This window comes from Geodermatophilus ruber (genome assembly GCF_900114385.1).
GTDB classification, from domain to species: Bacteria; Actinomycetota; Actinomycetes; order Mycobacteriales; family Geodermatophilaceae; genus Geodermatophilus; species Geodermatophilus ruber.
This window is the reverse complement of record NZ_FOSW01000019.1, coordinates 25,008-39,003: the sequence shown is the minus strand read 5'-3', so window position 1 is coordinate 39,003 and position 13,996 is coordinate 25,008. Positions and strand designations below refer to the sequence as shown.

Annotated in this window: 16 protein-coding genes; 2 read left to right on the top strand and 14 right to left on the bottom strand. The window is 74.0% G+C overall.

The window, feature by feature from the left end; genetic code table 11:
* Nucleotides 1-116: 116 nt before the first annotated feature.
* The 12 genes from BMZ50_RS21960 to BMZ50_RS21905 all read right to left on the bottom strand — a co-directional run bounded on the left by BMZ50_RS21960 (nucleotide 117) and on the right by BMZ50_RS21905 (nucleotide 9,222).
* A complete protein-coding gene (locus BMZ50_RS21960; protein WP_091329519.1) occupies nucleotides 117-437 on the bottom strand; it encodes a DUF2469 domain-containing protein in 321 nt (106 codons plus the stop codon).
* A complete protein-coding gene (locus tag BMZ50_RS21955) occupies nucleotides 434-1,117 on the bottom strand; it encodes a ribonuclease HII (RefSeq protein WP_245753800.1) in 684 nt (227 codons plus the stop codon). Before BMZ50_RS21955 ends, BMZ50_RS21960 begins: the two co-directional genes overlap by 4 nt.
* Before the next feature lie 303 nt (nucleotides 1,118-1,420).
* Nucleotides 1,421-2,131, bottom strand: coding sequence for a LuxR C-terminal-related transcriptional regulator (locus BMZ50_RS21950; protein ID WP_177212936.1), 711 nt, complete (start codon nucleotides 2,129-2,131; stop codon nucleotides 1,421-1,423).
* Nucleotides 2,132-2,391: 260 nt separating this feature from the next.
* Entirely contained in the window at nucleotides 2,392-3,339 is a 948-nt protein-coding gene (gene lepB / locus BMZ50_RS21945; protein ID WP_091329513.1) for a signal peptidase I, read from the bottom strand.
* A 65-nt stretch (nucleotides 3,340-3,404) separates the two neighbouring features.
* Nucleotides 3,405-3,761, bottom strand: coding sequence for a 50S ribosomal protein L19 (gene rplS, locus BMZ50_RS21940; protein WP_091329511.1), 357 nt, complete (start codon nucleotides 3,759-3,761; stop codon nucleotides 3,405-3,407).
* Nucleotides 3,762-3,905: 144 nt separating this feature from the next.
* The gene (locus BMZ50_RS21935; RefSeq protein ID WP_091329508.1) at nucleotides 3,906-4,409 is read right to left on the bottom strand and encodes an NUDIX hydrolase; all 504 of its coding nucleotides are present in this window, start codon (nucleotides 4,407-4,409) and stop codon (nucleotides 3,906-3,908) included.
* Nucleotides 4,402-5,133: a tRNA (guanosine(37)-N1)-methyltransferase TrmD gene (gene trmD / locus BMZ50_RS21930; protein WP_091329609.1), complete on the bottom strand. Its 732-nt coding sequence runs from the start codon at nucleotides 5,131-5,133 to the stop codon at nucleotides 4,402-4,404. Before trmD ends, BMZ50_RS21935 begins: the two co-directional genes overlap by 8 nt.
* A gap of 5 nt (nucleotides 5,134-5,138) precedes the next feature.
* Nucleotides 5,139-5,672, bottom strand: coding sequence for a ribosome maturation factor RimM (gene rimM, locus BMZ50_RS21925; protein ID WP_091329506.1), 534 nt, complete (start codon nucleotides 5,670-5,672; stop codon nucleotides 5,139-5,141).
* A gap of 42 nt (nucleotides 5,673-5,714) precedes the next feature.
* Nucleotides 5,715-5,951 (bottom strand): RNA-binding protein, encoded by a 237-nt coding sequence (locus BMZ50_RS21920; protein ID WP_091329504.1) that lies wholly within the window; start codon nucleotides 5,949-5,951, stop codon nucleotides 5,715-5,717.
* Between the two features lie 3 nt (nucleotides 5,952-5,954).
* Nucleotides 5,955-6,395: a 30S ribosomal protein S16 gene (gene rpsP, locus BMZ50_RS21915; RefSeq protein WP_091329502.1), complete on the bottom strand. Its 441-nt coding sequence runs from the start codon at nucleotides 6,393-6,395 to the stop codon at nucleotides 5,955-5,957.
* Nucleotides 6,396-6,602: 207 nt separating this feature from the next.
* A complete protein-coding gene (locus BMZ50_RS21910) occupies nucleotides 6,603-8,351 on the bottom strand; it encodes a proline--tRNA ligase (RefSeq protein WP_091329608.1) in 1,749 nt (582 codons plus the stop codon).
* 169 nt (nucleotides 8,352-8,520) lie between these two features.
* Nucleotides 8,521-9,222: a hypothetical protein gene (locus BMZ50_RS21905; protein WP_091329501.1), complete on the bottom strand. Its 702-nt coding sequence runs from the start codon at nucleotides 9,220-9,222 to the stop codon at nucleotides 8,521-8,523.
* Nucleotides 9,223-9,346: 124 nt separating this feature from the next.
* Here BMZ50_RS21905 and BMZ50_RS21900 point away from each other — a divergent pair, with 124 nt between their 5' ends.
* Both BMZ50_RS21900 and BMZ50_RS21895 read left to right on the top strand, forming a co-directional pair.
* Nucleotides 9,347-10,039 (top strand): response regulator transcription factor, encoded by a 693-nt coding sequence (locus BMZ50_RS21900; protein ID WP_091329499.1) that lies wholly within the window; start codon nucleotides 9,347-9,349, stop codon nucleotides 10,037-10,039.
* Complete coding sequence (locus BMZ50_RS21895; protein WP_091329497.1) at nucleotides 10,036-11,292, top strand: sensor histidine kinase; 1,257 nt, start codon at nucleotides 10,036-10,038, stop codon at nucleotides 11,290-11,292. Before BMZ50_RS21900 ends, BMZ50_RS21895 begins: the two co-directional genes overlap by 4 nt.
* Here BMZ50_RS21895 and BMZ50_RS21890 read toward each other — a convergent pair.
* Nucleotides 11,289-12,374 carry an amidohydrolase family protein gene (locus BMZ50_RS21890; protein WP_091329496.1) on the bottom strand — a complete coding sequence of 362 codons (1,086 nt, stop codon included), beginning with the start codon at nucleotides 12,372-12,374 and terminating at the stop codon, nucleotides 11,289-11,291. The two genes, BMZ50_RS21895 and BMZ50_RS21890, sit on opposite strands and share 4 nt — an antisense overlap.
* Nucleotides 12,371-13,951 (bottom strand): signal recognition particle protein, encoded by a 1,581-nt coding sequence (ffh, locus tag BMZ50_RS21885; protein ID WP_091329495.1) that lies wholly within the window; start codon nucleotides 13,949-13,951, stop codon nucleotides 12,371-12,373. Before ffh ends, BMZ50_RS21890 begins: the two co-directional genes overlap by 4 nt.
* Nucleotides 13,952-13,996: the final 45 nt, after the last annotated feature.

Sequence of the window (13,996 nt, the reverse complement as noted above, 5' to 3'; positions counted from 1 at the left end):
GCCGGGCGCGGCGGCCCGACCAGCGTCGTGGGCGATCTGTGGGCAACCGGCCGCCTGTGGACGGTGCCGGCACCGGCGGGTCGGGCCCGGGGGATCCTGCGGCCGTGGCGCGCAGGTCAGGAGAGCCGGGGACCGTCCGGGAGCTCGAGGTCGGGCTTGTCGAGCTCCTCGACGTTGACGTCCTTGAAGGTCAGCACCCGCACGTTGCGGACGAACCGGGCCGGCCGGTACATGTCCCAGACCCACGCGTCGGAGAGCTTCAGCTCGAAGTACACCTCGCCGCCGGCCTCCCGGACCTGGAGGTCGACGGAGTTGGCCAGGTAGAAGCGCCGCTCGGTCTCGACCACGTAGGTGAACTGGCGGACGATGTCCCGGTACTCGCGATAGAGCTGCAGCTCCATCTCGGTCTCGTACTTCTCCAGGTCCTCGGTGCTCATCTCGGCTCTCCGGACACAGGGCGCATGGCCCCATCATCGACCATGCCCGCGGAGCCGGTCAGCTGGAGTGTCCGTTCGGCGTGTGCGTCCCGGGCGCGGGCGACGTTGACGAACCGCAGACGGTGCTCGGGACAGGGCCCGTGACGGTCGAGGGCGGCGCTGTGCGCGTCGGTGATGTAGCCCTTGTGCAGCGCGAAGTCGTACTGCGGCCAGCGCTGATGCAGCTCCAGCATGATCCGGTCCCGGGTGACCTTCGCCAGCACCGAGGCCGCGGCGACGCACGCGGCGACCCGGTCCCCCTTCCACACCGCCAGGGTCGGGCGCGCCAGCCCGGGCACCGGGAAGCCGTCGGTGAGGACGTAGTCCGCGCCGGGGTCGAGCACGGACACCGCGCGTCGCAGGGCCTCGATGTTCGTGACGTGCATGCCACGGGCGTCGAGGTCCTCGACCGGGATGACGACGACCGACCAGGAGACCGCCCGGGCCACGATCTCCTCGTAGACCTGCTCGCGGCTCGCCGCGGTCAGCAGTTTGGAGTCGGCCAGGCCCGGCACCCTCCCCCGGCGCCCCTCCGGCAGCACGCACGCGGCCGCCACCAGCGGGCCGGCGCAGGCGCCCCGCCCGGCCTCGTCGGCGCCGGCGATCGCTGCGAACCCGCGGCGCCGGAGCCGGCGCTCCATGTCCCACAGGGCGTCGAGGCGGTCACCGGGCGGCTGGCTCCGGGCGCCCGGCCCGGCGGGAGCGGGACGGGGACGGGGACGGGTGGGACGAGCGGCCATCGCGCTCCGACAGTACGACGGTCCGCGTCCATGCCACGGGCCGGTCCCCGGGGTCAGAGGGGACCGGCCCGTGGACCGGAGCGAGCCTTTAGCGGCCGCTCGACGTCCGGGCGGACCACCGAGGAGGCGGATGGTCCGACCGGGCGTGCCGCGCGCCGGTGCCGGCGGCGTGCCGCCGCACCGGGCCCGGAGTTCCGGGAAGGCTCAGACCTCGGCGGGCGCCGACGCAAGGCTGTGCGCCCCGCAGGTGCAGCCGGGGTTGCGCGAGGACAGCACCAGCGAGACCGCGTGCGCCCGGTCGCGGGCACCCAGCTTGCGCAGGATCGCCTTCACGTGGGACTTGACGGTGTCCTCGCTGATGAACAGGTTGCGGCCGATCTGCCGGTTGGACTGGCCCTGGATCAGCTCGTCCAGCACGTCCGACTCGCGCCGCGTGAGGGGCACCTCGGGGGTGAACGGCTTGCTCGCCGGGACGGCCGACGGCTCGACCCGGCGGATCTGCGGGTCGACGACGGTGCGGCCCGCCCGGGCGGCCAGGATCGCCCAGCCGAGGAGCGTCGGAGAGGTGTTGATCATGAGGTAGCCACGGATGCCCGCGGCGAGGGCCTCGTTGACGACCGCCGGGTCCTCGGAGGTGGCCAGCGCGACGATGGTCACGCGGGGGTAGCGGCGGCGCAGGTCCCGGCACGCGTTGAGGGTGGCGGCGCGTCCGGAGCCCAGCTCGACCACGACGGCGTCGGGGCGGGCGGTCTCGACCAGGGTGAGCGCCCGGCGCAGCTCGCCGGGGGTTCCGACCGACTGCATGCCGGCGGTCTCGTTGATCATGCTCACCAGGCCCCGACGCAGGACCGGGGCGTCGGCGAGGAGGAGCACGCGGGTGACGCCGCGGGCGGTGCTCGCCATGGGTGCAGACACAGCTGACTCCGTTTCACACGATCGGGAACTCTCACCCCATCCATCGGACGGGTGAGACGGTTACTTGAACACTTTCCGAAGATTTCTTCGGATTCCCGAATCGGCGCGGAATGGCGAGCCGAGTCACGCACGAAACACGCCGCCGGTCATGTGACCATTTCTGTCGACATGGCGACGCCATTGTCGCGGGGCGCAGAAACGCCTCGACCCGCACGCCCCGGGGTCGAGGGGTGCGGGTCGAGGTGGGGAGGGGCGGGAGGTCAGGGCGCCCGGCGTCGCCGTCGCCAGACGGTGAGCGGTACCGCCCCGACCAACCCGAGCGCATACGGGGCGGCCACGGCCGCCGCGCCGGAGAGCGGCGCTCCCCCACTGTCCGTGCCGGGCACGGCCGCGGCCTCCGTGCCCTGGATGTCCGGGGAGTCGAGGGTGCCGAACCGGTCCAGCGGCCAGACGATCAGCGCGGCCTTGCCGATGACGTCGTCGACGGCGATGGTGCCGGAGTACTCGTCCCCGATGTGGGCCTTGGAGTCCGCCGAGGCCGACCGGTGGTCACCCATGACCCACAGCCGGCCCTCGGGCACCGTCACCGGACCGAAGGCCCGGCTCTCCAGCGGCGTGTTCTCGAAGATGTAGGGCTCGTCGAGGGGCCGTCCGTCCACGCTCACCCGCCCCTCGGCGTCGCAGCACTGGACCGTCTGCCCCTCGGTCGCGATGACCCGCTTGATGTAGTCGTCCTCGCTGGGCGGGGCGACGCCCACGGCCCGGCCCAGCCACAGGAGGGCACCGGTGAACCAGTTGCTCGGCTCGGCGACGTCGACCTCGGGCGACCAGGTGTCCGGTCCGCGGAAGACGACGATGTCACCGGGCTCGGGCTCGCCGAACCAGTAGGGCACCTTGTTGACCAGCACGCGGTCGCCGGTGCAGCCCGGGCAGCCGTGCAGCGTCTGCTCCATCGACCCGGAGGGGATGAAGAACGCCTGCACGAGGAAGGTCTTCACCAGCAGGGCCAGGACGAAGGCGACCAGGAGCAGCACGGGCAGCTCCTTGAGCAGCGAGCCCTTCTTCTGCTCCTGCGCCCGCTGGCGCCGGCGCTCGCGGCGGGAAGGCTGTGGGAGGGGTCCGGTGTCCTCGCTCGCCGTCCCGGCGGTACGGGGGTCGTCCCCCTCCGGAACGACGTCGGCGGGCCCCCCGGGCCGGTTGCTGTTCATCAGATCCAGCCTACGGCCGCGGGAGACCCGCCGCGGTGAGACCGGCCACACCGGTCTCGAACGCGTCAGCGCGAAACGGTCTCGCGCTTCTCCTTGATCTTGGCGGCCTTGCCACGCAGCTCGCGGAGGTAGTACAGCTTCGCGCGGCGAACGTCACCGCGGGTCATGACCTCGATCTTCTCGACGACCGGGGTGTGCACCGGGAAGGTGCGCTCGACACCGACGCCGAAGCTGACCTTGCGGACGGTGAAGGTCTCGCGGATGCCACCGCCCTGACGGCGGATGACGACGCCCTGGAAGACCTGGATGCGGGAGCGGTTGCCCTCGATGACGCGCACGTGCACCTTGACGGTGTCGCCGGGGCGGAACTCGGGGATGTCGTCGCGCAGCGAATCGGCGTCGAGTACGTCCAGGGTGTTCATCGCGGCAGTCCTGTCCTAGCGGTTACGTCGTTCACGGTGCGGACAGCGAGCGGCCCCGGCTGTCCTATCCGGGGAGCTGCACTCCGGGAGGAGCTCCCGTCGACGGTCCGACGGTCCGCAGCAGCTCTCTACTGTGCCACATCTTCACCCGACGAAGCGCGGCGGCCCTGACCACGGCCCCTCGAGCAGCTGCGGGAGCAGAGCGGACAGCTCGCCCGGGGCGAACGGTACGGCGCTGGCGGCGATCTCCGCCACGCTCCACCACCGGTGCGGCTCCTCGCCCAGCAGCTCCAGCTCGGTGCGCCCCCGGGCATCGACCTCGTGGACGACGTCGCGCAGCACGAAGAACGTCTCGCGCGAGTCGATCTCCAGGCCGGCGAAGGTGCCGACGTGCCGCCGGAACCACACCGGCCCCTCCAGCGCGGCCGGCGCCACGACCAGCCCGATCTCCTCGGCCAGCTCCCGGACGGCGGCGTCCCGGACGCTCTCGCCGTCCTCCACTCCCCCGCCGGGGGTGTACCAGAACCGCACGTCCCCGGGCGGCAGCGCCGGGTCGGTGAGCCGGGCGCCGAGCAGCAGCGCGCGGCCGTCGGGGTCGAGCACCACCACCCGGGCGGTCGGCCTCACCCACGGGCGGGGGTCAGCCACCGGAGAGCTGGTCCCGCTCGGCGTCGGTGAGCGCGCCCTCCGCCAGCGCGGCCAGGAGGTCGGGGCGGCGGGCCGCCGTCCGCCGCAGCGACTCCGCCCGTCGCCACCGGGCGATCGCCGCGTGGTCACCGGAGAGCAGCACCGGCGGCACGTCGTGCCCGCGCCAGGACGCCGGTCGGGTGTAGGACGGCCCCTCGAGCAGCCCGTCGGCGTGCGAGTCGAACTCCACGGACTCGCGGTTGCCCACCACGCCCGGCAGCAGCCGGGTCACCGCCTCCACCATGACCAGGACGGCCGACTCCCCGCCGGCCAGCACGTAGTCACCGATGGAGACCTCCGACACCGGCCCCGCGTCGGCGGCCCAGTCGGCGACGCGCTGGTCGATGCCCTCGTAGCGGCCGCAGGCGAAGACCAGGCCCGGCTCGGTGGCCCACTCGGCAGCCATGGCCTGGGTGAACGGGCGCCCGGCGGGGGTCGGCACCACCAGGCGGGTCCCCGGGGGTCGCACCGCCTCCAGGGCGCGTCCCCACGGCTCGGGCCGCATGACCATTCCGGGGCCCCCGCCGTACGGGGCGTCGTCGACGGTGCGGTGCACGTCGTCGGTCCACTGCCGCAGGTCGTGCACCCCGATGCTGACCAGGCCGCGTTCGGCGGCCTTGCCCAGCAGCGACTGGCGCAGCGGCGCCAGATACTCGGGGAAGATCGTGATGACGTCGATGCGCATGCCGCTCACAGGTCCAGCAGGCCCTCGGGCGGGTCCACGACGACGAAACCCCCGGCGAGGTCCACCGTGGGGACGATCGCCGCGACGAACGGGACGAGCAGCTCCCCACCCTCCCCACGGCGGACGACGAGCAGCTCCGCGCCCTCGTGCCGGACGGCGACGATCTCGCCCAGCGGGGCGCCGTCGGGCAGGCGTGCGGCGAGGCCGACCAGCTGGTGGTCGTAGAACACGTCGGGGTCCTCGAGCGCGGGCAGGTCGGCGACCGGCACGTGCAGCTCGGTGTTGCGCAGTTCCTCGGCGTCCTCGCGACTGCCGGAGCCCTCGAACTGCAGCAGGAGCACCTCGCGGTGCCACCGCCGGCCGACGACGGTCAGCGGACCGCGGGCGGCAGGCTCGGTGAGCAGCACCGCACCCGGGGCGAAGCGGAGGTCCGGGTCGTCGGTGCGGACCTCGATGGTCACCTCACCACGAACACCGTGGGGTCGGCCGATGCGGCCGACCACCACGGTGTCGGTGGCGTTGCGCGGGTCTGTGCTCAACGAGGCGTGCTCAGCGGTGCGAGGGGTTCACGGGCCGGGCGCTCAGCGCCCGTCGGTGTCGACGACGTCGACCCGCAGGCCGCGACCCCCGACGCCGGTCATGACGGTGCGCAGCGCCTTGGCGGTGCGCCCGCCCCGGCCGATGACCTTGCCGAGGTCGTCGGGGTGCACCCGGACCTCGAGGGTCTTGCCGCGCCGACTGTTGAGCAGGTCGACCGTCACGTCCTCGGGGTGGTCGACGATGCCCTTGACCAGGTGCTCGAGCGCCTCTTCGAGCACGTCTTACTCGGCGGGCGTCTCGGCGGCGGCGTCCGCGGCAGCGGCGTCGTCGGCCTTCGGGGCGGCCTTCTTCTTCGGAGTGGTGGCGCCGGCGGCCGGCTCCTCGCCCGCGTTGCGGACGGCCTCCTCGTAGAGGGCCTTCTTGTCGGGCTTGGGAGCGGCGACCTTCATGGGCGGCGGCGCCGGCTCGCCCTTGAACTTCTGCCAGTCACCGGTCACCCGGAAGATGGCGGCGACGGCCTCGGTCGGCTGCGCGCCGACACCCAGCCAGTATTGCGCACGCTCGCTGTTCACCTCGATGAAGGACGGGTCCTCCTTCGGGTGGTACTTGCCGATCGTCTCGATCGAGCGGCCGTCCCGCTTGGTGCGGGCGTCGGCGACGACGATGCGGTAGTACGGCGCGCGCATCTTGCCCAGGCGCATGAGCTTGATCTTGGTGGCCACGGTGGGTGGTGTACTCCTCGAACGCAGTGTCGGTAGCTCGCCGGACGGACGCGTGGGGCACGCCGGGGCGGAGCGAGGGACACGGCCGGCAACGGTGAGAGGGCCGCCCACCGCCGTGTTCGACCGACCATTGTGCCAGAAAGAGGACCCCGTCCTCCTCCCGCCCTCGCAAGCTCGGGCGCGAGCCTCTGAACGGGGCCGACAGGATTACTTCCCGACGACCGCTCTGACTCGAGCCGTGGCGTCGGCGACCGGGACGTCCTCGCGCTCGCCGGTGGCCCGGTCGCGCAGCTCGATCACGCCGTCGGCCAGCCCGCGGCCGACGGTCACGATCGTCGGCATGCCGAGCAGCTCGGCGTCCTTGAACTTCACCCCCGGCGAGACCTTGGGCCGGTCGTCGTAGAGCACCGTCAGCCCGGCGTCGACCAGCTCGCGGGACAGCGCCTCGGCCGTCTCGAACACCGCGGCGTCCTTGCCGGTGGCGACCACGTGCACGTCGGCCGGGGCCACCTCCCGCGGCCAGCGCAGGCCGAGCTCGTCGTGCGTGGACTCCGCGATCGCGGCGACGGCGCGGGAGACACCGATGCCGTAGGAGCCCATGGTGACGGTGACCAGCTTGCCGTTCTCGTCGAGGACCTTGAGGTCGAGCGCCTCGGCGTACTTGCGGCCCAGCTGGAAGATGTGCCCGATCTCCACGCCGCGGGCCAGCTCCAGCGGGCCGGAGCCGTCGGGCGCCGGGTCGCCGGGCCGCACCTCGGCGGCCTCGACGACCCCGTCCCAGGTGAAGTCCCGGCCGGCGACGAGGTCGAACACGTGCCGGCCCGGCTCGTTGGCGCCGGTGATCCAGCGGGTGCCGCGGACCACGCGCGGGTCGACCAGGTAGCGGATGCCCGACGGGCTGTCGGCGCCGAGCACCTGCGGGCCGATGTAGCCCTTGACCAGGGCCGGGTGCTGGTCGAAGCCGGTGAACGGCTCCACCTCGGCCGGCGCGAGCTGCGCCTCCAGCCGCTTGAGGTCGGCCTCCCGGTCACCCGGGAGGCCGATGACCAGCGGCTCCCGCGTGCCGTCGGGGTGCACGAGCTGGACGACGACGTTCTTCAGCGTGTCGGCGGCGGTGTAGCCGGCGTCCGGGAACAGCTGCTGCGCCACCCCGACCAGCGTCTCGATGGTCGGGGTGTCGGGCGTGTCCTCGACGTGCGCCTCGGGCTGGCCCTCGAGCGGGATCTCGTCGGGGACGACGGTGGTGACCGCCTCGACGTTGGCCGCGTAGCCCCCGGGCGAACGGACGAAGGTGTCCTCACCGATCGCGGTGGGGTGCAGGAACTCCTCGCTCTTGGAGCCGCCCATCGCTCCCGACATCGCCGAGACGATCGCGTACTCCAGGCCCAGCCGGTCGAAGATCCGGATGTAGGCGTCGCGGTGCGCCGCGTAGGACTTGTCCAGACCGGCGTCGTCGACGTCGAACGAGTAGCTGTCCTTCATCGTGAACTCGCGGCCGCGCAGCAGGCCGGCGCGGGGCCGCGCCTCGTCCCGGAACTTGGTCTGGATCTGGTACAGCGAGACCGGCAGGTCCTTGTAGGACGAGTACATGTCCTTCACCAGGAGCGTGAACATCTCCTCGTGGGTGGGGCCGAGCAGGTGGTCGACGCCGCGGCGGTCCTGCAGCCGGAACAGGTTGTCGCCGTACTCGGTCCAGCGGCCGGTGGCCTCGTAGGGCTCGCGCGGCAGCAGCGCCGGGAAGTGCACCTCCTGCGCGCCCATCGCGTCCATCTCCTCGCGGACGACGCGCTCGACGTTGCGGAAGACCCGGTAGCCCAGCGGCAACCAGGTGAACCCGCCGGGCGCGGCCCGCCGGATGTAGCCGGCCCGCACGAGCAGGCGGTGGCTGGGGACCTCGGCGTCGGCCGGGTCGTCGCGCAGGGTGCGCAGGAACAGGGTGGACATCCGCAACAGCACGGGGTGCATTGTCGTCCTCCGGACGACGACCGCCGCCACGTGCCCTCCCGGACCCGCGCCGAGCGTGTCCGTGGCGCCGTTCGGGGGGCCGGCGGCCCCGCTCGCGGCACCGCCGGGCTCGGCCCGGGGGGCGAGCCCGGCGGTGGGCCGGGGGGGTGCAGGACAGGAGTCAGTCGTCGTCGCCGACGCGGCCCGCGGAGTCGTCCCCGGGCGGGTCGTCGGAACCGTGCCCACCGCCGACGCGGCCCGCGGAGTCGTCACCGGGCGGGTCGTCGGAACCGTGCCCACCGCCGACGCGGCCCGCGGAGTCGTCACCGGGCGGGTCGTCGGAGCCGTGCCCACCGCCGACGCGGCCGGCGGAGTCGTCGACCGGGGCCGAGCCGGCCGTGGACGCCGGGCCGGAGCTGTGCGACGAGGAGGAGCTGGAGTCCTCCCGCTTGTTGTCGTCCGAGCGCACGCCCTCGTCGACGAACGACGGGACGTCGCCGGCGCAGGCGACGTGCACCTCGACCTTCTGGGTGGGGCTCTCGAACTCGACCTCACCACGCTGGTCCTGGTCGTCGAGCCACCAGCCGGCGGCGGGGGCCGCGGCCACCTGCAGGACACCGCCCGCGCAGGAGGCGTACACCGTGCCGCCGACGGTGGCGTACTCCTCCGGGACCACCACGGCGGCGGGCGGCGGCGCGGGCGTGGCCGTCGGCGCCGCAGCCGATCCGTCCTCGGTCGGGGCGGACGCGGACGTGCTGGCCGCGGCCGGCACGGTGCCGGGTGCGGCGTCGGCGTCGACGAAGGACACGGCGAGGAAGCCGAGCCCGACGGCCGCGGCCGCCGAGGCGGTCCAGAGTGCTCCGAATGCAACGGTTCGCTTCATGGGGCAGACCCTGCTGGCGACGCGGTTAAGACCACACCAAGACGGTGACAAGGGCGGACGCGGATCTCATCCCCCAGGGGTGGGGAGCCCTCGGGATCGGCCCCGACGGCGCTAGCGTCCCGCCGTGGCCCAGCTCCTGGTCGTGGAGGACGACGAGCGCATCCGCACCGCCCTGATCCGGGCGCTGCGCGAGCGCGGTCATGCGGTGAGCTCGGCCGGCACCGCGCTGGCCGGGCTCCGGCAGGCGGTGGAGGAACGCCCCGACCTCGTCGTCCTCGACCTCGGCCTGCCCGACCTCGACGGCAGCGAACTGCTCCGGATGCTGCGGGCGGTGTCGGCCGTGCCGGTCATCGTCGCCACCGCCCGGGACGACGACGGCAGCGTGGTGCAGGCCCTGGACGCCGGTGCGGACGACTACGTGGTCAAACCCTTCTCGGCCGGGCAGCTGGAGGCGCGCATCCGCGCGGTGCTCCGGCGCGCCGCCGGGGTCGACGGGGGCCCCGCACCGGTGACGGTCGGCGAGCTGACCGTCGACCCGCGCAGCCGCCGGGTCACCCTCGCCGGCGCGCCGGTCGAGCTCTCCCCCAAGGAGTTCGACCTGCTGGCCTACCTGGCCGCCCGGGCCGGCGCCGTGGTGTCCAAGCGGGAGCTGCTCGTCGAGGTGTGGCAGCTGCCCTACGGCGGGTCGGACAAGACCGTCGACGTCCACCTGTCGTGGCTGCGCCGCAAGCTCGGCGAGTCCGCCGCCGCACCGGGGCTGCTGCAGACCGTCCGCGGGGTCGGCGTGCGCCTGGCCGAGCCCGAGCCCGAGCCGTGAGGCGCCAGATCACCCTGCTGGTGGCCGCGACCACGTCGATCGTGCTGCTGGCCTTCCTCCTGCCCGCGGCGGCGCTGGTGGCCCGCGTGGCCGAGTCCCGGGCACTGGACGCGGCGCAGGCGCAGCTGCAGGTGTTCATCCCCTCCGTCGGCCTCGACGAGCGTGACGAGGTGGCCGCCGACCTGGTCGGGATCCAGGATGGCCGCACCGTGGCGGTGCGCTGGAGCGACGGGCAGTGGCTCGGTGCTGCGGGCGTGCTGGGCGACGACCCGGCACCCTCCGGCGCGCAGGAGCGCGCGACCGAGGAGGGCAGGTACCTCCTGCAGCCGGTCCGGCGCGGCGAGGAGGGGACCGCGGTCATCGAGGTGTTCGTCCCGCAGTCCGAGCTGCGCGCCGGGGTGACCCGGACCTGGCTGGTGCTCGCCGGGCTCGGCGCCGCCCTGCTGGTCCTCGCGATGCTCATCGCCGACCGGCTGGCCCGCTCCCTCACCCGCCCGGTCACCGACCTGGCCACGACGGCGCACCGGCTCGGCAGCGGCGACCTCTCCGCCCGCGCCACCCCCGCCGGCCCGCCGGAGGTGCGGGAGGTCGGGGCGGCGGTCAACCGGCTGGCGGGGCGCATCGGCGAGCTGCTGGTCGCGGAGCGGGAGGCCGCCGCGGACCTCGCGCACCGCCTGCGCACCCCGCTGACCGCCCTCCGGTTGGACGTCGAGGCGCTGCCACCCACCGAGCGGGAGCGGCTGCTCGGCGACGTCGACGCGCTCAGCCGGGGCGTCGACGAGGTGATCTCCGAGGCGCGGCGCACCGTCCGGGAGGGCCTGGGGGCCGGCTGCGACGCCGTCGCCGTGGTGGATGCGCGGGTCCGCTTCTGGGCGGTGCTGGCCGAGGAGGAGCAGCGGGCGGTCACCGTCGACCTGGCCGCGGGGCCGCTGCCGGTGCGCGTCGCCGCCACGGACCTCGGCGCGGCGGTGGACGCCCTGCTGGGCAACGTCTTCGCCCACACGCCCGAGGGCACCGGCTTGCGGGTTGCCGTCCGGCCCCGCCCCGACGGCGGCGCCGCGGTCACCGTGGCCGACGACGGACCGGGCCTGGACGCCGACGCCGTGGACCGGGGGCACAGCGGCGGCGGTTCGACCGGCCTGGGGCTCGACATCGCCCGCCGCACCGCGGAGGGCTCCGGGGGCGCGCTGCGGCTGTCCTCACCCGGTCAGGGCACCGAGGTCACCCTCGAGCTCGGCGCCCCGGCGAGCTAGCTGACCGCCACCCCGCGGAGCACCGTGCAGCGCGGGCGGGCGAGGGTGTCCAGGTCCTTGCGCGGGTCGGCGTCGTAGACCACGAGGTCGGCCGGCGCGCCCTCCTCGATGCCCGGCAGCCCGAGCCAGCTGCGCGCCGCCCACGAGCCCGCGGCCACGGCCGCCTCGGTCGGGAGGCCGGCCCCGGCCAGCGCGCGCACCTCCTCGGCGATGCGGCCGTGGGCGATCCCGCCGCCGGCGTCGGTGCCGGCGAACACCGGCACTCCGGCCTCGAACGCCGCCCGCACGACCGCCCCCGACGACGCGTACAGCCGCCGCATCGTGCTCGCGTAGGCGGGGAACCTCGCCTCCCCCGCCGTGGCGAAGCCGGGGAAGTTCGCCACGTTGACCAGGGTCGGGACGACCGCCGTGCCCCGGGCGACCATCTCCCCGATGAGTTCCTCGGTCAGGCCGGTGCCGTGCTCGATGCAGTCGATGCCGGCCCGGATCAGGTCGGGCAGCGCATCGGTGCCGAAGGTGTGCGCGGTGACCCGGGCGCCCTCCTCGTGCGCGGCGGCGATGGCGGCGGCGAGCACGTCGGCCGGCCACTCCGGGGCCAGGTCGCCGATCCCGCGGTCGATCCAGTCGCCGACCAGCTTCACCCAGCCGTCGCCGCGACGGGCCTGCACCCGCACCTCCTCGACCAGCTCCGCCGGCTCCCGCTCGACCGCCAGGCCCGGGATGTAGCGGCGGGTGCGGGCGATGTGCCGGCCGGCCCGCACGACGCGCGGCAGGTCCGGCTCGTCGTCGAGCGCGCGGGTGTCGACCGGCGACCCGCAGTCGCGCACGGCGAGCACCCCCGCGGCCCGCTCGGCCAGGAGCTGCTCGCGCAACCCCGGCAGGTCCTCGACGTGGACGCCGCCGAAGCCGATGCCGACGTGGCAGTGCGCGTCGACCAGGCCGGGGACCAGCCAGCCGCCGCGGCTGACCGTCTCGGCGCCGGGGACCGGGTCGAAGGTGATCCGCCCGCCGCGCACCCACAGGTCGCGGTGCTCCCCCTCGGGGAGCACGACGCCGGCGAGGTGCAGCGCCGGCGCGGTCATCGGGCGGGCCGGTCGTCCCCGGGCTGGTCGAACCGCAGCTTGGTGAGATCGGGCAGTTGCTGGCCGGGTGGCAGGGTGGGCATGCCGCCGGGCAGACCGCCGCCGAAGGGGTTGCCTCCCCCGGGCAGGCCGCCGGGGGGCAGGGCCGGGGCGCCCATGGGCCGGCGCGCGGCACCGGCCTTGCCCTTCTTCCCCTTCTTGCCCTTCTTCGACTGGGCCTGCATCTGCCGCCCGCGGGCCTTCTTCGACATCGGGCCCATGCCGGGCAGCCCCATGCTGCCGGCCATCTGGCCCATCATCTTCTGCGCCTGGGCGAAGCGTTCCAGCAGCTGGTTGACCTCGGTGACGGTCACCCCGGAGCCGTTGGCGATGCGCACCCGCCGCGACGCATTGATGATCTTGGAGTTGACCCGCTCCTCCGGCGTCATCGAGCGGATGATCGCCGCGGTGCGGTCCAGGTCGCGGTCGTCGACCTGCTTGAGCTGCTCCTTCATCTGGCCGGCACCGGGCAGCATGCCGAGCAGGTTGGCGATCGGGCCCATCTTGCGGATGGCCATCATCTGCTCGAGGAAGTCCTCGAGGGTGAAGCCCTCGCGCGAGGCGAGCTTGCCGGCCATCTTCTCGGCCTGGTCGGCGTCGAAGGCCTGCTCGGCCTGCTCGATGAGGGTCAGGACGTCGCCCATGCCGAGGATGCGCGAGGCCATGCGCTCGGGGTGGAAGACGTCGAAGTCGGTCAGCTTCTCGCCGGTGGAGGCGAACATGATCGGCTGGCCGGTGACGTACCGCACGGACAGCGCCGCACCGCCGCGGGCGTCACCGTCGAGCTTGGTGAGGACGACGCCGGAGAAGCCCACGCCGTCGCGGAAGGCCTCCGCGGTGGTGACGGCGTCCTGACCGATCATCGCGTCGACGACGAACAGCGTCTCGTCGGGCTGCACGGCGTCGCGGATGCCCGCCGCCTGCGCCATGAGCTCGGCGTCGATGCCCAGCCGGCCGGCGGTGTCGACGACGACCACGTCGTGCATCGAGCGCCGGGCGTGCTCGATCGAGTCCGCCGCCACCCGGATCGGGTCGCCGATGCCGTTGCCCGGCTCCGGCGCGAAGACGTCGACCCCGGCCTGGCCGGCGACGATGGACAGCTGGTTGACCGCGTTGGGGCGCTGCAGGTCGGCGGCGACCAGCAGCGGGGTGTGGCCCTGGGACTTCAGCCAGCGGCCGAGCTTGCCGGCCAGCGTGGTCTTACCGGAGCCCTGCAGGCCGGCCAGCATGATCACCGTCGGCGACTGCTTGGCGTAGCGCAGCCGCCGGGTCTCGCCGCCGAGGATGTCGACGAGCTCCTCGTTGACGATCTTGATGATCTGCTGGGCGGGGTTCAGCGCCTGGGAGACCTCCGCGCCGCGGGCCCGCTCCTTGACCGCGTTGATGAACGCCCGGACCACCGGCAGCGCGACGTCGGCCTCGAGCAGGGCGATGCGGATCTCGCGCGCGGTGGCGTCGATGTCGGCATCGGTGAGCCGACCCTTGCCGCGCAGGCCGGTGAAGACCTTGTCCAGGCGGTCGGAGAGGGTCTCGAACACAACACGTCCTCGGCAGTCTCGCGGGCGCGGCCCGCCGGTCCGTCC

What these genes read in the sequence shown, in the direction of transcription:
- lepB (WP_091329513.1), bottom strand. Translation starts at nt 3,339, where the DNA reads ATGAACAGCAACCGGCCCGGGGGGCCCGCCGACGTCGTTCCGGAGGGG.
- BMZ50_RS21960 (WP_091329519.1), bottom strand. Translation starts at nt 437, where the DNA reads ATGAGCACCGAGGACCTGGAGAAGTACGAGACCGAGATGGAGCTGCAG.
- BMZ50_RS21905 (WP_091329501.1), bottom strand. Translation starts at nt 9,222, where the DNA reads ATGAAGCGAACCGTTGCATTCGGAGCACTCTGGACCGCCTCGGCGGCC.
- rplS (WP_091329511.1), bottom strand. Translation starts at nt 3,761, where the DNA reads ATGAACACCCTGGACGTACTCGACGCCGATTCGCTGCGCGACGACATC.
- BMZ50_RS21955 (WP_245753800.1), bottom strand. Translation starts at nt 1,117, where the DNA reads ATGGAGCGCCGGCTCCGGCGCCGCGGGTTCGCAGCGATCGCCGGCGCC.
- BMZ50_RS21890 (WP_091329496.1), bottom strand. Translation starts at nt 12,374, where the DNA reads ATGACCGCGCCGGCGCTGCACCTCGCCGGCGTCGTGCTCCCCGAGGGG.
- trmD (WP_091329609.1), bottom strand. Translation starts at nt 5,133, where the DNA reads ATGCGCATCGACGTCATCACGATCTTCCCCGAGTATCTGGCGCCGCTG.